The following is a 16922-nucleotide window of genomic DNA, read 5'->3' as shown; positions in this document are numbered from 1 at the left end:
GCCAGTATGGTGGTGCGCGCCGCCGAGCTGCCCGCCGAGGTCGTAACGGGCGGCGGAGCCAACCGGGAGAACCTGCCTTGAGTCGTGAAACTGACACTCCGTCCTCCGGGCCCGACGGGCGCGGCGGAGCCGCCTACCCCTCGGGGACGCCGCCGTACGGGACCCCCGTGGCTCCCGGCGCCGGTGCGGACGCGGGCCGTCCGTCCGGCCGGCCCGAGGAACGCAAGACCGAGACCACGCTGACGACCCGGATCCGGATCAACATCCCCGGATCGCGGCCCATCCCGCCGGTCGTCGTGCGCAAACCCGTCGCGACCGGCGAGGGCGCCGCGGACGACGCGGGCGCCGGGGCGCCGCCCGCCCCCGCCGCGGGGACCCCCGCCGGCACCGGCTCCGCCGAACCGTCCGCCGAGTCCGTCCCGCAGGCCGAGGAGAAGGCCAGCGACTGGTTCGCACCCCGCAGGTCCGGCCCGGCCAAGAGCGGTCAGGCGGGCGGCGGCACGAACGGGGCAGGGATGTCCGCGGGTTCCGCCGGCACCGGGGCGGTCGCCGCCCGGCCGGCTGCTCCGGGCGCGTCCGGCAACCGCCCCGGCGGCGTGGTCGGCTCCATGGGCGCGCCGGGCTCCCGCCCCGGCTCCACGAACGGCTCCGGCCTGTCCGGGGCCACCGGCGGCCCGGTGGCCCCGGGGCACGGCGGCGGCACCGGCTCCTTCGACGTGACCGAGGCGCTGGCCGCGGGCCCGCTGGGCGGCGGCTCCCGTCCCGGCGCGGCCGGCGGCGGCGAACCGGGCCGCGACGGCCTGCCGTACTTCTCCGACGGCGGCGGCCAGGACGACTTCGGCGGCGGCGCGGGCGCGGGCGCCGGTGCCGGCGGCCCCGGCGGCTTCAGCGGTCCGGGCTCCCCCGGCGGCCGCGGTCCGCAGGGTCCCACGGGCCCGACCGGCGGTCCGGTCACCGGCGACGGCCCCCTCGCCCCGCCGGCCGCCCGGACGGGCGGGCAGGGCGGCCCCGGCCCGGAACGCGGCGAGCCCTTCGGTGACCTCACCGGCCCCACTGGCCCCGCCGGCCCCGGTGGTTACGGCGGCCCGGCCGACCAGGTGGGCCCCGGCGGTGCGCTCACCGTGCCCGGCGGCGGACTCAGCGACGACACCGCGGTCCTCACCCCGCAGAAGCAGGCCCCCGAACCGGGCACGCCCGGCTACCGCTCCCCGGACAACGTCTCCGGACACACCGTCACCAGCGGCATCCCGGTCGTCCCCGCCGGCGGTACCCCCTTCGGCTCCGCCGGCCCGGCCGGGCCGGCCGCCCCGCCCAAGGGCGCGGCCAAGCCGAAGAAGAAGGGCCGCAGCAAGCTGGTGCTGCTGTGCGTCGGCGTGGTGGTCGTCGCGGGCGGTGCCTACGGCGCCGGCCTGCTGATGAACCGCACCGACGTGCCCAAGGGCACCACCGTGCTGGGCCTGGACATCGGCGGCAGCACCCGCGACGACGCCGTCGAGAAGCTCGACGACGCCTTCGGCAGCCGGGTCGACAAGCCGCTGAAGCTGTCCGTGGGCGGCCGGACGGTCTCCCTCGCCCCCGACAACGCGGGTCTGCAGTTCGACTTCCAGGCGACCGTGGCCGAGGCCGCGAAGAGCGACTACAACCCGGTCTCCGTCATCGGTTCCCTCTTCGGACGCAAGCGGGCGGTCGAGCCGGTCATGCCGGTGGACGAGGAGAAGCTCCAGGCCGCCCTCCAGCAGGCGGGCGGCGGCTCCGGTGCGGTCACCGAGGGCGGCATCACGTTCGAGCCCGGCAGGGCCGTCGCCGTCCACGGCAGGACGGGCAGGGGCGTCGACGTGGCCCGCTCGGCCCGGACGGTGGCACGGGCCTACCGCATGCTGGTGGAGACGGACACGGCGGTCCCGGTCACCGTGCCGACGACCACCAGGCGGCCGACGGTGTCCGACGCCGAGGTCGACCGCGAGATGAAGGCGTTCGCCGAGCCGGCGATGTCCGCCAACGTGACGGTGCAGACCGACGCCGCGCACTCGGTCCCGATGAGCCCGCAGAAGTCGCTGTGGAAGTTCCTGAGGGTGGTGCCGGTCGGCGGCAAGCTGGTCGACAGGCCGGACCTGACCGCCCTGAAGGCGCTCTACGGCCAGGCGTTCGACGGCGTGCTCATCACCCGGGCCAACGGCCAGAAGACGGCCGTGACCCCCGAGGACGTCTACGGCGCCCTGCGCCAGGCACTGGTGAGCAGGACCGACCGGGTCGCGGTCATCGAGACGGACCCGAGCTAGGGCCTTCCGTCCGGACCGGGCCGGGCCCGCGGGGCCCGGCAGGATCCGGACGGAAGGCCCGGGTCCCACCGGTCCGGCCGTACGGGGGCGTCCGCCGGGCGCCCCCGCCGGGTCCGTCACCCGGTCCGCATGACATCCGTCACCCGGCACCCGGGACCGCCGACACTGCCCGGCACCCGGCCCCGGGGGCCAGCATGGACGCCATGACAACGACAGCGGCACCGGCCACCGCCACCCCGGTGGCCGGGTTCGACCAGGTGACCAAGACGTACGGGACGGTGCGGGCCGTCGACGGGCTCTCGCTCCGGCTGCACCCGGGGGAGACCGTCGCCCTCCTCGGCCCGAACGGCGCCGGCAAGTCCACCACCCTCGACCTCCTCCTCGGCCTCAAGCAGCCCGACAGCGGCACGGTGAGCGTGTTCGGCACCGGTCCGCGCGAGGCGATCGTCGCCGGGCGGGTCGGGGCCATGCTGCAGAGCGGCGGGCTGATGGACGAGGTCACCGTCGCCGAACTGGTCAAGCTGGCCTGCTCGCTGCACCCCAGGCCGTACCCGGCCGCCGACGTGCTCGCCCGCGCGGGCATCGCGCAGATCGCCGGCCGCAAGGTCAACAAGCTCTCCGGCGGCCAGGCCCAGCGCGTGCGCTTCGCCCTCGCCACCGCCGGCGACAGCGACCTGATCGTCCTGGACGAGCCGACCACCGGCATGGACGTCTCCGCCCGCCAGGCGTTCTGGGCCACCATGCGCGAACAGGCCGACCAGGGCCGCACGGTGCTGTTCGCCACCCACTACCTCGAAGAGGCCGACGCCATCGCCGACCGGGTGCTGGTGCTGCACCGGGGCCGGCTGCTGGCCGACGGCACCGCCGCCGAGATCAAGGCCAGGGCCGGCGCCCGCCGCGTCTCCTTCGACCTGGAGGGCGGGATCGACGAGGCCGCCCTGCGCACCCTGCCCTTCCTCACGTCGGTCGACGTCTCGGGCCACACCGTGCGCATCCAGTCCTCCGACGCCGACGCGACCGTCCACGCCCTGTACGGCCTCGGCGTCTACCCCCGCAACCTCGAAGTCGCCGGGCTCGGACTGGAGCAGGCCTTCGTCGCCATCACGGAGGCCGAGGAGGCCAAGCAGTCATGACCGGCCTGATCAAGCTCGAACTGACCCGCGCCCTGCGCAACCGCAAGTTCCTGTTCTTCTCGGTGCTCTACCCCTCGATCATCTTCCTGCTGGTCGCCGGCCAGGGCGGCGCGGACGCCACCGTCGGCGGCACCGGGCTGGGCCTGCCGACGTACATGATGGTCTCCATGGCCTCCTTCGGCGCCCTGACGGCCGTTCTCATGGGCAACAGCGAGCGGATCGCCAAGGAGCGCGAGAGCGGCTGGGTGCGGCAGCTGCGGCTGACCGCGCTGCCGGGGCGCGGCTACGTCCTCGCCAAGACGGCGAGCGCCGCCGTCGTCAGCCTGCCGTCCATCGTGGTGGTCTTCCTGGTCGCCGCGTCCGTCAAGCACGTACGCCTGGACGCCTGGCAGTGGGCGGCGCTGACCGGTGCCATCTGGGCCGGCAGCCTGGTCTTCGCCGCGCTCGGCGTCGCCATCGGCTACCTCGCCTCCGGGGACGCCGTCCGCCCGATCACCATGATCACCTACTTCGGCCTGTCGATCCTCGGCGGCCTGTGGATGCCGACCAGCACCTTCCCGCACTGGCTCCAGGAGATCGCCAGGTGGCTGCCCACGCACGCGTACGCCGCGCTCGGGCGGGCCATCGAGCAGAGCCGGGCGCCCCACCTCCAGGACGTCGCCGTCCTCGTCGCCTTCTTCGTCCTCTTCGCGGGCGGCGCGGCCTGGCTGTACCGGAAGGACACGCTGAAGGCGTGAGCGCGATGACGCAGGACCGCACGGCAGGGGGCACGCGGCACGTGCCCGTGGGACGGCCGCCGCGCAACCGGCGCGAGCTGCTGGTCAAGACACTCTGGATCGGCGTCTGGCTGGTCTTCCTCAGCTCGCCGGTCGGCGACCTGGCCGGCGGCGGGCACGGCGCCGGCGCCACCGCCGCCGGCTGGGCCGGCCTGACCGCCTTCGTCGCGGCCTACCTGGCGCTGGTCTTCCGCGCCGTCGGCCGGCCGTTCTCCCCGCGCGCCGTGCTCACCCTGGGCGCGGTCCTCGGCGTCCTCGCCCCCGTCCTGGCCTACACCCTGGGCAGTGCCTGGCTGGGCCTGTTCGTCTACCTGTCGGTCGCCTGCGGGGCCACGCTGCCGCTGAGGGCCGCCTGCGGGGCGATCCCGGCGGTCGGCGCCCTGATGCTGCTCGTCGGGCTGCACGTCGGCATCGGCGAGGCCCGGGACCTGTTCCCGCTGGTGCTGCTCATCGGGTTCGCGATGAGCGGCGTCGGCCAGCTGGTCCGCACGACCGTCGAGCTGCGCAGGGCCCGGGCCACCGTCGCCCAGCTCGCCGCCAACGAGGAACGGCTGCGCCTGGCCCGCGACCTGCACGACCTGCTCGGCCACTCGCTGTCCCTGATCACCCTCAAGAGCGAGCTGGCCGGCCGGATGCTGCCGGACCACCCCGGCAAGGCGGCCCAGCAGGTCGCCGACATCGAACGGGTCAGCCGCCAGGCCCTGGTCGACGTGCGCGAGGCCGTCACCGGCTACCGCCGCCCCCGCCTGGCCACCGAACTCGCCGGCGTCCAGGTCGCCCTGACCGCCGCCGGCGTCACCGCCCTGGTGCCCGCCGAACCGGAGCTCGGCGCCGTCCCGGAGGAGGCCGAGTCCGCCCTCGCCTGGGCGCTGCGCGAGGCGGTCACCAACGTGGTCCGGCACAGCGGCGCCGACCGGTGCGCCGTGCGGCTGCTGCACCGCCAGACCCTGGACGGCCCGGTCCTCGAACTGGCCGTCGAGGACAACGGGTCCGGCGGCCCGGGCAACGGCCCGGGCAACGGCCTGACCGGTCTGGCCGAACGGCTGGAGCAGGCCGGCGGCACCCTGGAGGCGGGCCGGGCCCGGCACGGGTTCCGGCTGGTCGCCCGCGTCCCCGCGTCCCCCGCGGCCCCCGCGGCCGACATAGGATCCGGGGCATGACGAGCACGATCAAGGTCCTGCTGGCCGAGGACCAGTCGATGGTCCGCGAGGCGCTGGCCGCGCTGCTCGGCCTGGAGGACGACATCGAGGTCGTCGCCCAGGTCGCGCGCGGGGACGAGGTGCTCGCGGCGGTCGGCGAGCACGGCGTGGACGTGGCGCTGCTCGACATCGAGATGCCCGGCTGCACCGGCATCGAGGCGGCGGCCCGGGTGCACCGGGCGCACCCGGCGGTCAAGCTCGTCGTCCTCACCACCTTCGGCCGCCCCGGCTACCTGCGCAGCGCCATGGAGGCCGGCGCGGACGCCTTCCTCGTCAAGGACGCCCCCGCCGCCCAGCTCGCCGAAGCCGTCCGCAAGGTGCTCGCCGGCCAGCGGGTCATCGACCCCGCCCTGGCCGCGGCGGCCCTGGCCGAGGGTGCCAACCCCCTCACCGACCGCGAACGCGAGGTGCTCCGCGCGGCGGCCGACGGCTCCACCAACGCCGAGCTGGCCCGGGCCCTGCACCTGTCCCAGGGCACGGTCCGCAACTACCTCTCCACCGCCATCCAGAAGCTCGCCGTGCGCAACCGGGCCGAGGCGGTGCGGACCGCCCGGGAGAAGGGCTGGCTGTGAACCCGTCCGGCGTGCCCGGCCCGGGGGCGGAGCGGGACCTCAGTTGAGCATCGCCCGCGCCGTGTTCGCCTGTTGCCGCGCCTGCCGGGCGGCCGCCTCGTCGACGACCTCCACCAGGTGGGCGTAGGCGTCCAGTTCCTCGGCCCCCGCCACGAACTCACCGCGCTGCACCAGCAGCTGGGCCCGCTCGTAACGCAGCCGGGCCGGGTGCGAGGGCAGCAGGAGGGCCAGCTCCACGGCCCACAGGCCGACGTCCGACCGCTCGGGCCGGGCCGCGGCCCACGCCCGCACGTTGTTCAGGATCCGCTGGACCACCTGCAGGGGCTCCGCCGGGACCAGCATCGAGGGCTCCAGCGGCGCCCCGGTCGCCCCCACCACGAGCGTCTCGGCGTCGGTGCCCGTCAGCACCCGCCCGCCGTCGAACGGGTCGGCCAGCACCTGCTCCCCGGCCGGCCCGAACCCCACCACGAAGTGCCCCGGCAGCGCCACCCCGTACACCGGCGCCCCCGCCCGCCGGGCGACCTCCAGCCACACCACCGACAGCAGGATCGGCAGCCCGCGCCGCCGCCGCAGCACCTCGTGCAGCAGCGAGGACTGCAGCCGCTCGTAGTCCCCGGCCGCCCCGGAGAACCCGTAGCGCCCGCCCAGCAGCCGGGACAGCGCCCGCGCCCAGGCGAGCGGCCCGCCCGGCCGGTACGGCAGCTCACCGGCCAGCCGGTCCAGCTCCAGCTGGGCCGCGTCGATCCCGGCCTCGTCGAGCGTGCCGTCCGCCTCGGCGCCGATCAGCAGGCACAGCGCCGACAGGTCGGGCCGCTCGGACCGCGCCTCCTCGGCGAACCGCCGCCGCACCTCGGCGGACCGGGCCGGCGGGGCCGGGTACGGGGGCGGTACGTACGGAGGACGCCGCGCGGGCTCCTGTCCTTCCATGGCGCTCCCTAGGCTCGTCCGGGGCCGGAACGGCCCGGCACCCGGTGCTCGTCGCCGGAGGCTTCCGGCGCCCGGTAGTGGTGGTAGGCGTGGTGCGGCGCGAAACCCAGCGCGGTGTACAGCGCCCGCGCGCCCTCGTTGTCCGCCTCGACCTGCAGCCAGGCCGCCGAGGCGCCCTCGTCCAGGGCGCGCCGGGCCAGCGCGGCCATCACCTCGGTGGCCACCCCCTGGCGCCGCCGCCCGGGAGCGACCCCGACGGCCGCGAACCCGGCCCACCGCCCGTCCACGACGCACCGCCCGACAGCCGCGGGGACCGCGCCGTCCGCGTCCCCGGTCCCGGGCACGGTGGCGAACCACACCGACGGCCCGCTGCCGAGCACCCGCAGGGCCACCTCGCTCACCCCCTCGCGCCGGTACCGCGCGAGCCACGCCCCGTCCACCGTCCGGGACAGCGCCACCCCGGTGCCCCCGGCCCGGTCCGCGACCGGCGCGAGGGCGCCGACCCACAGCTCGGCGCTCACCTCACGGATCCAGCCGCGCCGCTCCAGTTCCGCGCACAGCAGCTCCTGCGTGCCCTCGGCTCCGGTGGCGGCCTGCACGTAGGCGGGCAGGCCGCGCTCGCCGTACCAGCGTCGTACGGCGGCCAGGGCCGCGTCGAGCGCGAGCCCCGGAGCGCCGAGCGGCAGCACGCTGTTGGCGCGCCGCGTGAACCCGGACGCGGCCCGCAGCTCCCACTCGCCCAGCCACTCGCTCTCCACCGGCCGCCACGCGCGCGAGGCGATGCGCGCCAGTTCCGCATGGCTCGCCGCGGGACCCCGGCGACGCGCCGGAGCGGCCGGCACCACCTTGGCCGCGACCAGGGCGGATTCCGCGATCCGGGCACTCCGCCCGTCCCGTCGTGTGATCATGAGCACGCCGTCGTCCCATGATGTGAGAACACCGACCGTGTCGGTGAACTTCTCCCTTGCCGTCCCAGGTTCGCTCAAGCACCGTACGGAGATCCGTTTGCCCACGTCAGCAGTGGTGATACGGACCTCGAGGCGTCCTTGCGCCGAGATTTCCACCGGTCAGTTCACCCCTCCTGTTCGGATCATGCTCCGGAACGGAGATACTAGGGGCGGGCATCGACGACGCCGCGCTCCCGCGCGCCAGGCGGCGGAGCCTGAGGAGGCCCGCCAGCGCCCTATCGAGGAGGAACGACAGCGTGACCTACGTCATCGCGCAGCCTTGTGTCGACGTCAAGGACAAGGCGTGCATCGAGGAGTGCCCGGTCGACTGCATCTACGAGGGCCAGCGGTCCTTGTACATCCACCCGGACGAATGCGTCGACTGTGGTGCCTGTGAGCCGGTCTGCCCGGTCGAGGCGATCTTCTACGAGGACGACGTCCCGGAGGAGTGGAAGGACTACTACAAGGCGAACGTCGAGTTCTTCGACGAGCTGGGTTCCCCCGGCGGCGCCAGCAAGCTGGGGCTGATCGAGCGCGACCACCCCTTCGTCGCCGCGCTGCCGCCGCAGGGCGACTGATCCCGTAGGCGACCCGCACCACCGCGCCGCCTCGGTCCCGTACGGCCCCGATCCGCCCGATCACCGCCGTACGGGACCGAGGCGTTCGCCGTACCGACGAAAGCGAGCGACCCCGTGTCCGCAGTCTCCGACCGTCTTCCCGTCTTTCCCTGGGACAAGCTGGAGCCGTACAAGAAGACGGCCGCGGCCCACCCGGACGGAATCGTCGACCTGTCCGTCGGCACCCCGGTCGACCCGGTCCCCGAGCTGGTCCGGAAGGCCCTGGTCGACGCGGCCGACTCGCCGGGCTACCCGACGGTCTGGGGCACCCCCGCGCTGCGTGACGCGATCACCGGCTGGCTGGAGCGCCGCCTGGGGGCCCGCGGCGTCACCCACCGCCACGTCCTGCCGGTCGTCGGCTCCAAGGAACTGGTGGCCTGGCTGCCGACCCAGCTGGGCCTCGGCCCCGGCGACAAGGTGGCCCATCCCCGGCTGGCCTACCCGACCTACGAGGTGGGCGCCCGTCTCGCCCGCGCCGGCCACGAGGCCTACGACGACCCGCGCGACCTGGACCCGGCCGGCCTGAAGCTGCTCTGGCTGAACTCGCCGTCCAACCCCACCGGCAAGGTGCTCCCGCAGCGGGAGCTGACGGAGATCGTCGCCTGGGCCCGCGAGCACGGCATCCTGGTCTTCTCCGACGAGTGCTACCTGGAACTGGGCTGGGAGACCGACCCCGTCTCGGTGCTGCACCCGGACGTCAACGGCGGCTCCCACGACGGCATCGTGGCCGTGCACTCCCTGTCCAAGCGCTCGAACCTGGCCGGCTACCGCGCCGCCTTCCTGGCCGGCGACCCGGCCGTCCTCGGCCCGCTGCTGGAGATCCGCAAGCACGGCGGCATGATGACCCCGGCCCCGACGCAGGCGGCGGTGGTGGCGGCCCTGGGCGACGACGAGCACGTCCGAGTGCAGCGCGAGCGCTACGCGACCCGCCGCGCCCTCCTGCGCGAGGCACTCCTCGCCCACGGCTTCCGCATCGAGCACAGCGAGGCCAGCCTCTACCTGTGGGCCACCCGCGACGAGTCCTGCTGGAGCACCGTCGCCCACCTGGCCGACCTCGGCATCCTGGTCGCCCCGGGCGACTTCTACGGCGAGGCCGGCGGGAACTTCGTCCGCGTGGCCCTGACGGCGACGGACGAGCGCGTCCGCGCGGCGGTGGCCCGCCTGACGCGGTGACCCTCCCGGGCCGACACGGCCTCCCCGTGCCGGTACGGCCCTCCTGACCCGCGCGCCGCGCGAGCGGGAGGGCCGGCGGGGCCCGGAGGAACCCCCGGGCCCCGCCGGCCGGCCGGATGGGGGCGTCAGCCGCCCAGCGACATCCCCTTGCCCGACAGCGACGAGGCGGGCAGGGACGACATGGGCAGCGACGACACGGGCAGCGACGAGGTGGGCAGGCCGCCCTTCGGCAGGGAGCCGGTCGGCAGGCTCCCCCTCGCGGTGGTGGACGGGGTGCCTCCGAGGCCGCCGCCGGCCGTCCCGGTCGTGGCGTGCTGCGCCGTCGGCGCCGCCTTCCCCAGGGTTCCACCGCCGACCCTGCCCACGGCCGGCACCGCCTGCTCGACCACCTTGCCGCCCGTCGTGCCGGCGGCGGCGGTGACGTCCTCGGCCGCGCCGTCGACGGTGGTGCCGGCGTGCGCCCCGTCCAGGGCGGTCAGGCCGCCCAGGTGCGGGGTGGCCGCCGGCAGGGTCGTGGCCGCGCCGGCAGAGCCGGCCGCACCGACCCCGGCGGCCGCTCCCGCTGCGACGAGCAGCGCGGCACGGGCGATCCGGCGGGTCAGGGGGAGGGACATGATGCTCCATTCGACGGGAGTGAACGCTGGCGTGTCCGACTCGGACGCCGTGACTACCGCTCGAACCCGGCGAAGGTTGCGGACGCCGTGGGTAAAGAATGGATAACGCATCGCATTATCGGGTGTGGATAAAAACGGGCAAAGAACACCTGCTCGAGGCCCTGCAGAATCCTTACAGCCGTTGATTCACCGGGCCTCGGGAGCGCACCGCGGCCGCCACCGCGCACCGTGGGCCTCCCCGCGCCGCACAACCCGGTCGGGTGAGCCCCCGCACTACTGTCCGGTGACGATCCGGACCGTCCCCGCGGATCCCCCCGTCCCCGCGGACCGCCCCGTGCCCGCGGACCGCTCCGCGCCCCCGGCCCCCGCCGTCCCGGCCGTGCGCCACCCGCCGTCTCCCCCGGCGGTCCACACCCGCCCCGCGTACGACACCCGCTGGATGTGCAGCAGCGCGGAGTTGGCCACCGCCCAGTGCGCGAGCTGCCAACCCCGCTCCCGCCCGGTGCGCCCGGTCGCGTCCGGCTCCGCGCCCCGCGGCACCGGCACGGTCACCGTCCGCCCGCGCGCGGTCGCGGTCACGCTCGGGGAGGGCGACGGCGACGGAACGGCCGCACCGCCCACCACCGCGCCCGTCTCCTGCAGCGCGTCCCGTCCGAAGTCCCGTACCAGCGCGGCCCGCACCGCGTCCGGTCCCGTCGCCCCGGCCGTGCGCTCCGGACGTCCGTCACAGGTCAGCGTGGCCGCCGTCCGCCCGGTCAGCGCCGCGGCCAGCAGCGCGGCGTCCGGCTCGTGCTTGGCGTACGCCTCCGGGTAGCCGCTGCGCTGCACCCGCTGCGCCGCCACGGTCAGCGGCAGTCCGGTGTAGCCGGGCACCCTGGCCAGGTGCGCGTAGAAGATGCCCGCCGCGTAGTCCGGGTCCATGATCTGCCGCTCGGTGCCCCAGCCCTGCGAGGGCCGCTGCTGGAACAGGCCCAGCGAATCCCGGTCGCCGTGCGCGATGTTGCGCAGCCCCGACTCCTGCAGCGCGGTGGCGAGCGCGATGGTCACCGCCCGCTCGGGCATGCCGCGCCCGGTGCCGACGGCGGCGATCGTGGCCGCGTTCACCGCCTGCTCGGGCGTGAACTCGTACGACGCCCCGTCACCCGCGCCCGAGACCACCTCGCAACCCCGGGCGCCGCCGCCCCCGGTGACGTACTGCACCACGAGGTAGGCGGCCACGGCGGACAGGACCAGCAGCGCCGCACCGGTACGCACGAGGCGGCCGCGGCGCTTGGGACGGGTGGGGGACGACTCGGGCACGCGTACAAGGTACTTGAGCCGCACGGTGTCCCCGCGCCGGACCCGGGGAGCACCGCGGACCCGCCCCGGCGGGCCTCCCGCGCTAGGGTCGTGGCCATGGCCGACACCTCCCTTGACCTCACGCTGGACGCCGCCGCGCTCACCGCACGGCTCGTCGACCTCCCCTCCGAGAGCGGCACCGAAAAGCCCCTCGCGGACGCCGTCGAGACCGCCCTGCGCACCCTGCCGCACCTCACGGTCGACCGGTACGGCAACAACGTCGTCGCCCGCACGCACCTGGGCCGCGCCCAGCGCGTCGTCCTGGCCGGCCACATCGACACCGTCCCGATCGCCGGCAACGTCCCCTCCCGGCTGGACGCGGACGGCGTGCTGTGGGGCTGCGGCACCTGCGACATGAAGTCCGGCGTGGCGGTGCAGCTGCGCATCGCGGCCACGGTCCCGGCCCCCAACCGCGACCTCACCTTCGTCTTCTACGACAACGAGGAGGTCGCCGCCGACCTCAACGGCCTCAAGCACGTCGCCGAGGCCCGGCCGGAGTGGCTGGCGGGCGACTTCGCGGTCCTGCTGGAGCCGTCCGACGGCCGGGTCGAGGGCGGCTGCCAGGGCACCTTGCGGGTGCTGCTGCGGACCACGGGCGAACGGGCGCACTCGGCCCGCGGCTGGCTGGGCTCCAACGCCGTCCACGCGGCCGCCCCGATCCTGGCCCGCCTGGCCGCCTACGAGCCCCGCCGCCCCGTCATCGACGGGCTGGAGTACCGCGAGGGCCTGAACGCCGTGGGTATCCGCGGGGGGGTGGCGGGCAACGTCATCCCCGACGAGTGCGTGGTGACGGTCAACTTCCGCTACGCCCCCGACCGCACCGAACAGGAGGCGGTCGCCCACGTCCGCGAGGTGTTCGCGGACTGCGGGGTGGCGGAGTTCGTGGTGGACGACCACAGCCCCGGCGCGCTGCCCGGCCTGTCCCACCCGGCGGCGGCGGCCTTCATCGAGGCGGTGGGCGGCACCCCGATGCCCAAGTACGGCTGGACGGACGTGTCGCGCTTCTCCGCGCTCGGCGTCCCGGCCGTCAACTACGGCCCCGGGAACCCGCTCCTGGCCCACAAGCGGGACGAGCGCGTGGAGACGGCGAAGATCCTGGCCGCCGAGGAGCGCCTGCGCAACTGGCTCACCGCGTGACGGCCGCCGCGCCGCGGCCCCGCGGACACGCGCGCGTCCCCCCTCCGTAACCCGCTCGGCTCTACGCTGGGACGGAACTACCGGCAAGCGGAGGGAGCGCACATGGCTACCGGCAACCCCGAGGGGAAGAAGCAGCCGCCGGACGAGCAGCGGCTCGGGCCGGTCCTCCGGCGGCGGGGGCAGGTCACGGCCAGCACGACCGACCAGCGGCTGCTGGACGAACGCGCCCCCTCCGACTGGGTCCACACCGACCCCTGGCGGGTCCTGCGCATCCAGTCGGAGTTTATCGAGGGCTTCGGCACCCTCGCCGAACTCCCGCCCGCCATCAGCGTGTTCGGCTCCGCCCGGACGTCGGCGGACTCACCCGAGTACGAGGCGGGCGTGCGGCTCGGCCGGGGTCTGGTCCAGGCCGGCTGGGCGGTCATCACCGGCGGCGGCCCGGGCGCCATGGAGGCGGCCAACAAGGGCGCGAGCGAGGCGGGGGGCACCTCGGTGGGCCTCGGCATCGAGCTGCCCTTCGAACAGGGCCTCAACCCCTACGTCGACATCGGCCTGAACTTCCGCTACTTCTTCGTCCGCAAGATGATGTTCGTCAAGTACGCGCAGGGGTTCGTGGTCCTGCCCGGCGGACTCGGCACCCTGGACGAGCTGTTCGAGGCCCTCACCCTCGTCCAGACCCAGAAGGTCACCCGCTTCCCGATCGTGCTGTTCGGCACCGAGTACTGGGGCGGCCTGGTGTCCTGGCTGAAGGACACGCTGGTGGCCCAGGGCAAGGCGGCGGAGAAGGACCTGCTGCTGTTCCACGTGACCGACGAGGTCGAGGAGGCGGTGGCCCTGGTGTCGAAGGAGGCGGGCCGCTAGCCCCGCCCCGGGCCCCTCCCCGGGGCGCTAGGCCAGGCCGCGGCGGGCCACCGCGGGGGGACGGTGGCCGGCGATGGAGGCCACCATGTCCAGCACCTGACGGGTCTCGGCGACCTCGTGGACCCGGTACACCTGCGCCCCGAGCCACGCCGAGACCGCCGTGGTCGCCAGCGTCCCGATCAGCCGCCCCTCGACCGGCCGGTCCAGCGTCTCGCCCACGAAGTCCTTGTTGGACAGGGACACCAGCACCGGCCACCCCGTGGCGACCATCTCGTCCAGCCGCCGCGTCGCCTCCAGGCTGTGCCGCGTGTTCTTCCCGAAGTCGTGCCCGGGATCGATCAGCACCGACTCCCGGGGCACCCCGAGCGCCACGGCACGCTCGGCCAGGCCCACGGTCACCTCCAGGATGTCGGCCACGACGTCGTCGTACGTCACCCGGTGCGGCCGGGTCCGCGGCTGCGCGCCCCCCGCGTGCGTGCACACCAGCCCCGCCCCGTACCGCGCGGCGACCTCCGCGAGTTCCGGGTCCACCCCGCCCCACGCGTCGTTCAGCAGGTCCGCGCCCGCCCGGCACACCGCCTCGCCGACCTCGGCCCGCCAGGTGTCCACGCTGATGACCACGTCGGGGAAGCGCCGCCGCACCTCCGCGACGAACCCGACCGTCCGCCGCGCCTCCTCCTCGGCCGTGACCTCCTCGCCCGGCCCGGCCTTCACCCCGCCGATGTCGACGATCGCGGCGCCCTCGGCCACCGCCCGCTCCACCCGCGCAAGCGCCGGCTCGTCGTGGAAGGTGGCCCCCCGGTCGTAGAAGGAGTCGGGGGTCCGGTTCACGATCGCCATGATCACCGGCTCCTGCGGTCCGAACACGCGCCTGCCCAGCCTGAGCATCCCCTGTGACCTCTCCTAGTACGTCCCGCGGTACGGCCGCCTGTGACCCTAACCGCCCCGCCCTCATGGCACGATCGGACCCTGACACATTCAGCTTCCGGCACATCGAGCGTGGGGACCCCAGCGATGGTTATGTTCTTGTTCCTGGTCGTCGCCCTCGCCGTCGTGGTGGCCGCGGTGACCCTCGCCGTGGTCGGCGGCGGCGGGAGCGGCCCGCTGCCGGAGACGGCCGCGGAGCGGCTCCAGGACCCGCTGCCCCCGGACCGCCCGGTGACCGGGGCGGACATCGAGTCCCTGCGCTTCCCGCTCGCCGTGCGCGGTTACCGCATGGCCGACGTCGACGACGCCCTCGGCCGCCTCGCCGCCGAACTCGCCGAGCGCGACGCCCGGATCGCCGACCTGGAGTCCGCGCTGGCCGGCGCCCGGGCCGCCGCCGCGCCCGCCCGCCCGCACCGCACCGGCCAGGAGGACCAGCGGTGAGCGACGGAGCCGCCCTCGCCGGGCCCGACGGCAGGCTGCGCTGCCCCTGGGCGCTGTCCACCGAGGACTACGTGGCGTACCACGACCAGGAGTGGGGCCGCCCGGTCCACGGCGACGACGCCCTGTTCGAGCGGCTCAGCCTGGAGGCGTTCCAGTCGGGCCTGTCCTGGATCACGATCCTGCGCCGCCGCCCCGGCTTCCGCGCGGCCTTCGCCGGCTTCCGGATCGCGGAGGTCGCCGCCTTCACCGACGAGGACCGCGAGCGCCTGCTGGCCGATCCCGGCATCATCCGCAACCGCGCCAAGATCGACGCCACGCTCGCCAACGCGCGCCTGCTCGCCGGCTGGGCGGACGGCGAGCTGGACGGCCTCGTCTGGTCCCACGCCCCCGACCCGGCGTCCCGCCCCGCCCCCAGGACCCTCGCCGACGTCCCCGCGGTCACGCCGCAGTCCACGGCCCTGTCCAAGGCCCTGAGGAAGCGGGGCCTGCGGTTCGTCGGCCCCACGACGGCCTACGCCCTGATGCAGGCGTGCGGGCTGGTCGACGACCACCTGGAGACCTGCGCGGCCAGAAGCGCCCGGTGAGCGCCGCTCACCGGCCCAGGTACTGCGGCCTCTCCTTGTTCACGAACGCCCGCACGGCGATCGCGTGGTCCTCGGAGCGCCCGGCCCGCGTCTGCAGCTCGTCCTCCTTCTCCAGGGTCTCGGCCAGGGAGTGCGTCAGCCCGTGGGCCAGCGACTCCTTCAGCGCCGCGTACGCCACCGTCGGCCCCTCGGCCAGCGCCCGCGCCACCCGCCCGGCCTCGTCGCGCAGCTCGGCCGCGGGCACCACCCGGTTGGCGATGCCCAGCTCCAGCGCCTCCGGGGCGCCGATGCTGCGCGGGAAGAGCAGCAGGTCGGCGGCGCGTCCGGGGCCGACCACCCGGGGCAGCGTCCAGGAGACGCCGGAGTCGGCGGTCAGCGCGACGCCCGCGAAGGAGGTGTTGAAGGCCGCCGTGTCCGCGACCACCCGGTAGTCGGCGGCGAGCGCGAAGCCGAAGCCCGCCCCGGCCGCGACCCCGTTCACCGCCGCGACCACCGGCTTGGGAGCGCCGGCCAGGGCCCTCACGATCGGGTTGTAGTGCTCCCTGACCGTGCTCATCGTCTGCCCGGAGCCCGTCTCGCGGTCGGCGGCGAGCAGTGTGATGTGCTCCTTGAGGTCCTGGCCCACGCAGAACGCCCGGTCACCGGCGGCGGTCAGCAGGATCGCCCGTACGGCCGTGTCCCCGGCCGCGGATTCCGCCGCCTCCCGCAGGGCGGCCTTGGTCTCGACGTTCAGCGCGTTCATCGCCTCGGGGCGGTTGAGCGTGATCGTCGCGAGTCCGTCGCTCACCTCGTAGAGCACGGTGTCGGCCATGGGCGCATCCCCTCCGGTGTCGCGGCTGGTGACGTACCGCTCGGTACGCCGCCGTCTGGAGGACAGCATGGCGGAGATCGCCGTCCCCGGGCCGCACCCGACGTGTGACCTGCGTCAAAGAAATCACGGGAGGAGCCGGTCGCGGCGCCTTCGGGCGGCGGCGAAGTATCGCAGCCACATCGCCGAATTGGGTGGTTTTGCTCGCGCGCGTTGCCCAAGTGATGCGGACCGATGTTGGTCATCGGGTCCTGAGATGCGGGATAATGGCCTGGAAGCAATGTGTTCGATGCCGGTGTCGCGTGTCCGTGCGGACTGCGGTTGCCCTTCAGAAGGGGTCGTAGGCAGACGATGAGCTGGTTTCAGGAAGGGGAACGAGCATGGCGGCCATGAAGCCGCGAACGGGCGATGGCCCGCTCGAGGTGACCAAGGAGGGGCGGGGCATCGTCATGCGCGTTCCGCTCGAAGGCGGCGGTCGACTCGTCGTCGAGCTGACCCCTGACGAGGCCGAGGCGCTTGGCGACGCCCTCAAGAAGGTCGTCGTCTGACGTCCCACCGAAGCTGTCCCTGCGGCTGCCCCGGCATCGTG

Annotated in this window: 18 protein-coding genes; 12 read left to right on the top strand and 6 right to left on the bottom strand. The window is 75.0% G+C overall.

The annotated features are described in order from the left end of the window. Positions 1-77 precede the first annotated feature (77 nt). The 5 genes from QQY24_RS10780 to QQY24_RS10760 all read left to right on the top strand — a co-directional run bounded on the left by QQY24_RS10780 (position 78) and on the right by QQY24_RS10760 (position 5959). Positions 78-2279 carry a hypothetical protein gene (locus QQY24_RS10780; protein WP_301972455.1) on the top strand — a complete coding sequence of 734 codons (2202 nt, stop codon included), beginning with the start codon at positions 78-80 and terminating at the stop codon, positions 2277-2279. 203 nt (positions 2280-2482) lie between these two features. Next, complete coding sequence (locus tag QQY24_RS10775) at positions 2483-3412, top strand: ABC transporter ATP-binding protein (protein WP_301972454.1); 930 nt, start codon at positions 2483-2485, stop codon at positions 3410-3412. Continuing rightward, positions 3409-4149, top strand: a complete 741-nt coding sequence (locus QQY24_RS10770; protein WP_301972453.1) for an ABC transporter permease — start codon at positions 3409-3411, stop codon at positions 4147-4149. Before QQY24_RS10775 ends, QQY24_RS10770 begins: the two co-directional genes overlap by 4 nt. 5 nt (positions 4150-4154) lie before the next feature. Then, a complete protein-coding gene (locus QQY24_RS10765) occupies positions 4155-5348 on the top strand; it encodes a sensor histidine kinase (protein ID WP_301976204.1) in 1194 nt (397 codons plus the stop codon). After that, complete coding sequence (locus QQY24_RS10760; protein ID WP_301972452.1) at positions 5345-5959, top strand: response regulator transcription factor; 615 nt, start codon at positions 5345-5347, stop codon at positions 5957-5959. Before QQY24_RS10765 ends, QQY24_RS10760 begins: the two co-directional genes overlap by 4 nt. Positions 5960-5998: 39 nt before the next feature. Here the strand turns inward: QQY24_RS10760 and QQY24_RS10755 are convergent, their stop codons facing one another. Together QQY24_RS10755 and QQY24_RS10750 are read right to left on the bottom strand one after the other, a co-directional pair. Beyond that, positions 5999-6886: a transglutaminase-like domain-containing protein gene (locus QQY24_RS10755; protein ID WP_301972451.1), complete on the bottom strand. Its 888-nt coding sequence runs from the start codon at positions 6884-6886 to the stop codon at positions 5999-6001. Positions 6887-6894: 8 nt separating this feature from the next. After that, complete coding sequence (locus QQY24_RS10750) at positions 6895-7950, bottom strand: GNAT family N-acetyltransferase (RefSeq protein WP_301972450.1); 1056 nt, start codon at positions 7948-7950, stop codon at positions 6895-6897. 140 nt (positions 7951-8090) lie between these two features. Between QQY24_RS10750 and fdxA the strand changes: the two genes are divergently transcribed. Beyond that, on the top strand, positions 8091-8411 hold the full coding sequence (gene fdxA, locus QQY24_RS10745; protein ID WP_301972449.1) for a ferredoxin: 321 nt from the start codon (positions 8091-8093) through the stop codon (positions 8409-8411). Positions 8412-8525: 114 nt separating this feature from the next. Next, complete coding sequence (locus tag QQY24_RS10740) at positions 8526-9623, top strand: bifunctional succinyldiaminopimelate transaminase/glutamate-prephenate aminotransferase (protein WP_301972448.1); 1098 nt, start codon at positions 8526-8528, stop codon at positions 9621-9623. Positions 9624-9748: 125 nt separating this feature from the next. On the opposite strand, the gene QQY24_RS10735 is transcribed toward QQY24_RS10740, so the two are convergent. Continuing rightward, complete coding sequence (locus QQY24_RS10735; RefSeq protein ID WP_301972447.1) at positions 9749-10237, bottom strand: ATP-binding protein; 489 nt, start codon at positions 10235-10237, stop codon at positions 9749-9751. 273 nt (positions 10238-10510) lie between these two features. After that, the gene (locus QQY24_RS10730) at positions 10511-11536 is read right to left on the bottom strand and encodes a heavy metal transporter (protein ID WP_301972446.1); all 1026 of its coding nucleotides are present in this window, start codon (positions 11534-11536) and stop codon (positions 10511-10513) included. Between the two features lie 96 nt (positions 11537-11632). On the opposite strand from QQY24_RS10730, the gene dapE reads away from it, so the two are divergent. Together dapE and QQY24_RS10720 are read left to right on the top strand one after the other, a co-directional pair. After that, on the top strand, positions 11633-12712 hold the full coding sequence (dapE, locus tag QQY24_RS10725) for a succinyl-diaminopimelate desuccinylase (protein WP_301972445.1): 1080 nt from the start codon (positions 11633-11635) through the stop codon (positions 12710-12712). A 102-nt stretch (positions 12713-12814) separates the two neighbouring features. Then, complete coding sequence (locus tag QQY24_RS10720; RefSeq protein WP_301972444.1) at positions 12815-13573, top strand: TIGR00730 family Rossman fold protein; 759 nt, start codon at positions 12815-12817, stop codon at positions 13571-13573. A 27-nt stretch (positions 13574-13600) separates the two neighbouring features. Here QQY24_RS10720 and folP read toward each other — a convergent pair whose 3' ends face one another. Continuing rightward, a complete protein-coding gene (gene folP, locus QQY24_RS10715) occupies positions 13601-14461 on the bottom strand; it encodes a dihydropteroate synthase (RefSeq protein WP_301972443.1) in 861 nt (286 codons plus the stop codon). Positions 14462-14587: 126 nt separating this feature from the next. Here folP and QQY24_RS10710 point away from each other — a divergent pair, with 126 nt between their 5' ends. Both QQY24_RS10710 and QQY24_RS10705 read left to right on the top strand, forming a co-directional pair. Continuing rightward, positions 14588-14941: a DivIVA domain-containing protein gene (locus tag QQY24_RS10710; RefSeq protein ID WP_301972442.1), complete on the top strand. Its 354-nt coding sequence runs from the start codon at positions 14588-14590 to the stop codon at positions 14939-14941. Beyond that, a complete protein-coding gene (locus QQY24_RS10705; protein ID WP_301972441.1) occupies positions 14938-15525 on the top strand; it encodes a DNA-3-methyladenine glycosylase I in 588 nt (195 codons plus the stop codon). The genes QQY24_RS10710 and QQY24_RS10705 overlap by 4 nt, the downstream gene beginning before the upstream one ends. A 7-nt stretch (positions 15526-15532) precedes the next feature. Here the strand turns inward: QQY24_RS10705 and QQY24_RS10700 are convergent, their stop codons facing one another. Next, the gene (locus QQY24_RS10700; protein WP_301972440.1) at positions 15533-16336 is read right to left on the bottom strand and encodes an enoyl-CoA hydratase/isomerase family protein; all 804 of its coding nucleotides are present in this window, start codon (positions 16334-16336) and stop codon (positions 15533-15535) included. 377 nt (positions 16337-16713) lie between these two features. Between QQY24_RS10700 and QQY24_RS10695 the strand changes: the two genes are divergently transcribed. Further along, positions 16714-16881: a DUF3117 domain-containing protein gene (locus QQY24_RS10695; protein WP_018544333.1), complete on the top strand. Its 168-nt coding sequence runs from the start codon at positions 16714-16716 to the stop codon at positions 16879-16881. Positions 16882-16922 lie beyond the last annotated feature (41 nt).

The organism is Streptomyces sp. TG1A-8 (assembly GCF_030499535.1).
In the GTDB taxonomy this organism is placed as follows: domain Bacteria; phylum Actinomycetota; class Actinomycetes; order Streptomycetales; family Streptomycetaceae; genus Streptomyces.
The sequence above is the reverse complement of the archived record's forward strand: the minus strand, read 5'-3'. Positions and strand labels throughout refer to the sequence as shown.

Excerpts from the sequence above, each read along its gene's own strand:
- QQY24_RS10775 (WP_301972454.1), top strand. The coding sequence starts at position 2,483 with ATGACAACGACAGCGGCACCGGCCACCGCCACCCCGGTGGCCGGGTTC.
- QQY24_RS10770 (WP_301972453.1), top strand. The coding sequence starts at position 3,409 with ATGACCGGCCTGATCAAGCTCGAACTGACCCGCGCCCTGCGCAACCGC.
- QQY24_RS10765 (WP_301976204.1), top strand. The coding sequence starts at position 4,155 with ATGACGCAGGACCGCACGGCAGGGGGCACGCGGCACGTGCCCGTGGGA.
- QQY24_RS10760 (WP_301972452.1), top strand. The coding sequence starts at position 5,345 with ATGACGAGCACGATCAAGGTCCTGCTGGCCGAGGACCAGTCGATGGTC.
- QQY24_RS10755 (WP_301972451.1), bottom strand. The coding sequence starts at position 6,886 with ATGGAAGGACAGGAGCCCGCGCGGCGTCCTCCGTACGTACCGCCCCCG.
- QQY24_RS10735 (WP_301972447.1), bottom strand. The coding sequence starts at position 10,237 with ATGTCCCTCCCCCTGACCCGCCGGATCGCCCGTGCCGCGCTGCTCGTC.
- dapE (WP_301972445.1), top strand. The coding sequence starts at position 11,633 with ATGGCCGACACCTCCCTTGACCTCACGCTGGACGCCGCCGCGCTCACC.
- QQY24_RS10720 (WP_301972444.1), top strand. The coding sequence starts at position 12,815 with ATGGCTACCGGCAACCCCGAGGGGAAGAAGCAGCCGCCGGACGAGCAG.
- folP (WP_301972443.1), bottom strand. The coding sequence starts at position 14,461 with ATGCTCAGGCTGGGCAGGCGCGTGTTCGGACCGCAGGAGCCGGTGATC.
- QQY24_RS10710 (WP_301972442.1), top strand. The coding sequence starts at position 14,588 with ATGGTTATGTTCTTGTTCCTGGTCGTCGCCCTCGCCGTCGTGGTGGCC.
- QQY24_RS10700 (WP_301972440.1), bottom strand. The coding sequence starts at position 16,336 with ATGGCCGACACCGTGCTCTACGAGGTGAGCGACGGACTCGCGACGATC.
- QQY24_RS10695 (WP_018544333.1), top strand. The coding sequence starts at position 16,714 with ATGGCGGCCATGAAGCCGCGAACGGGCGATGGCCCGCTCGAGGTGACC.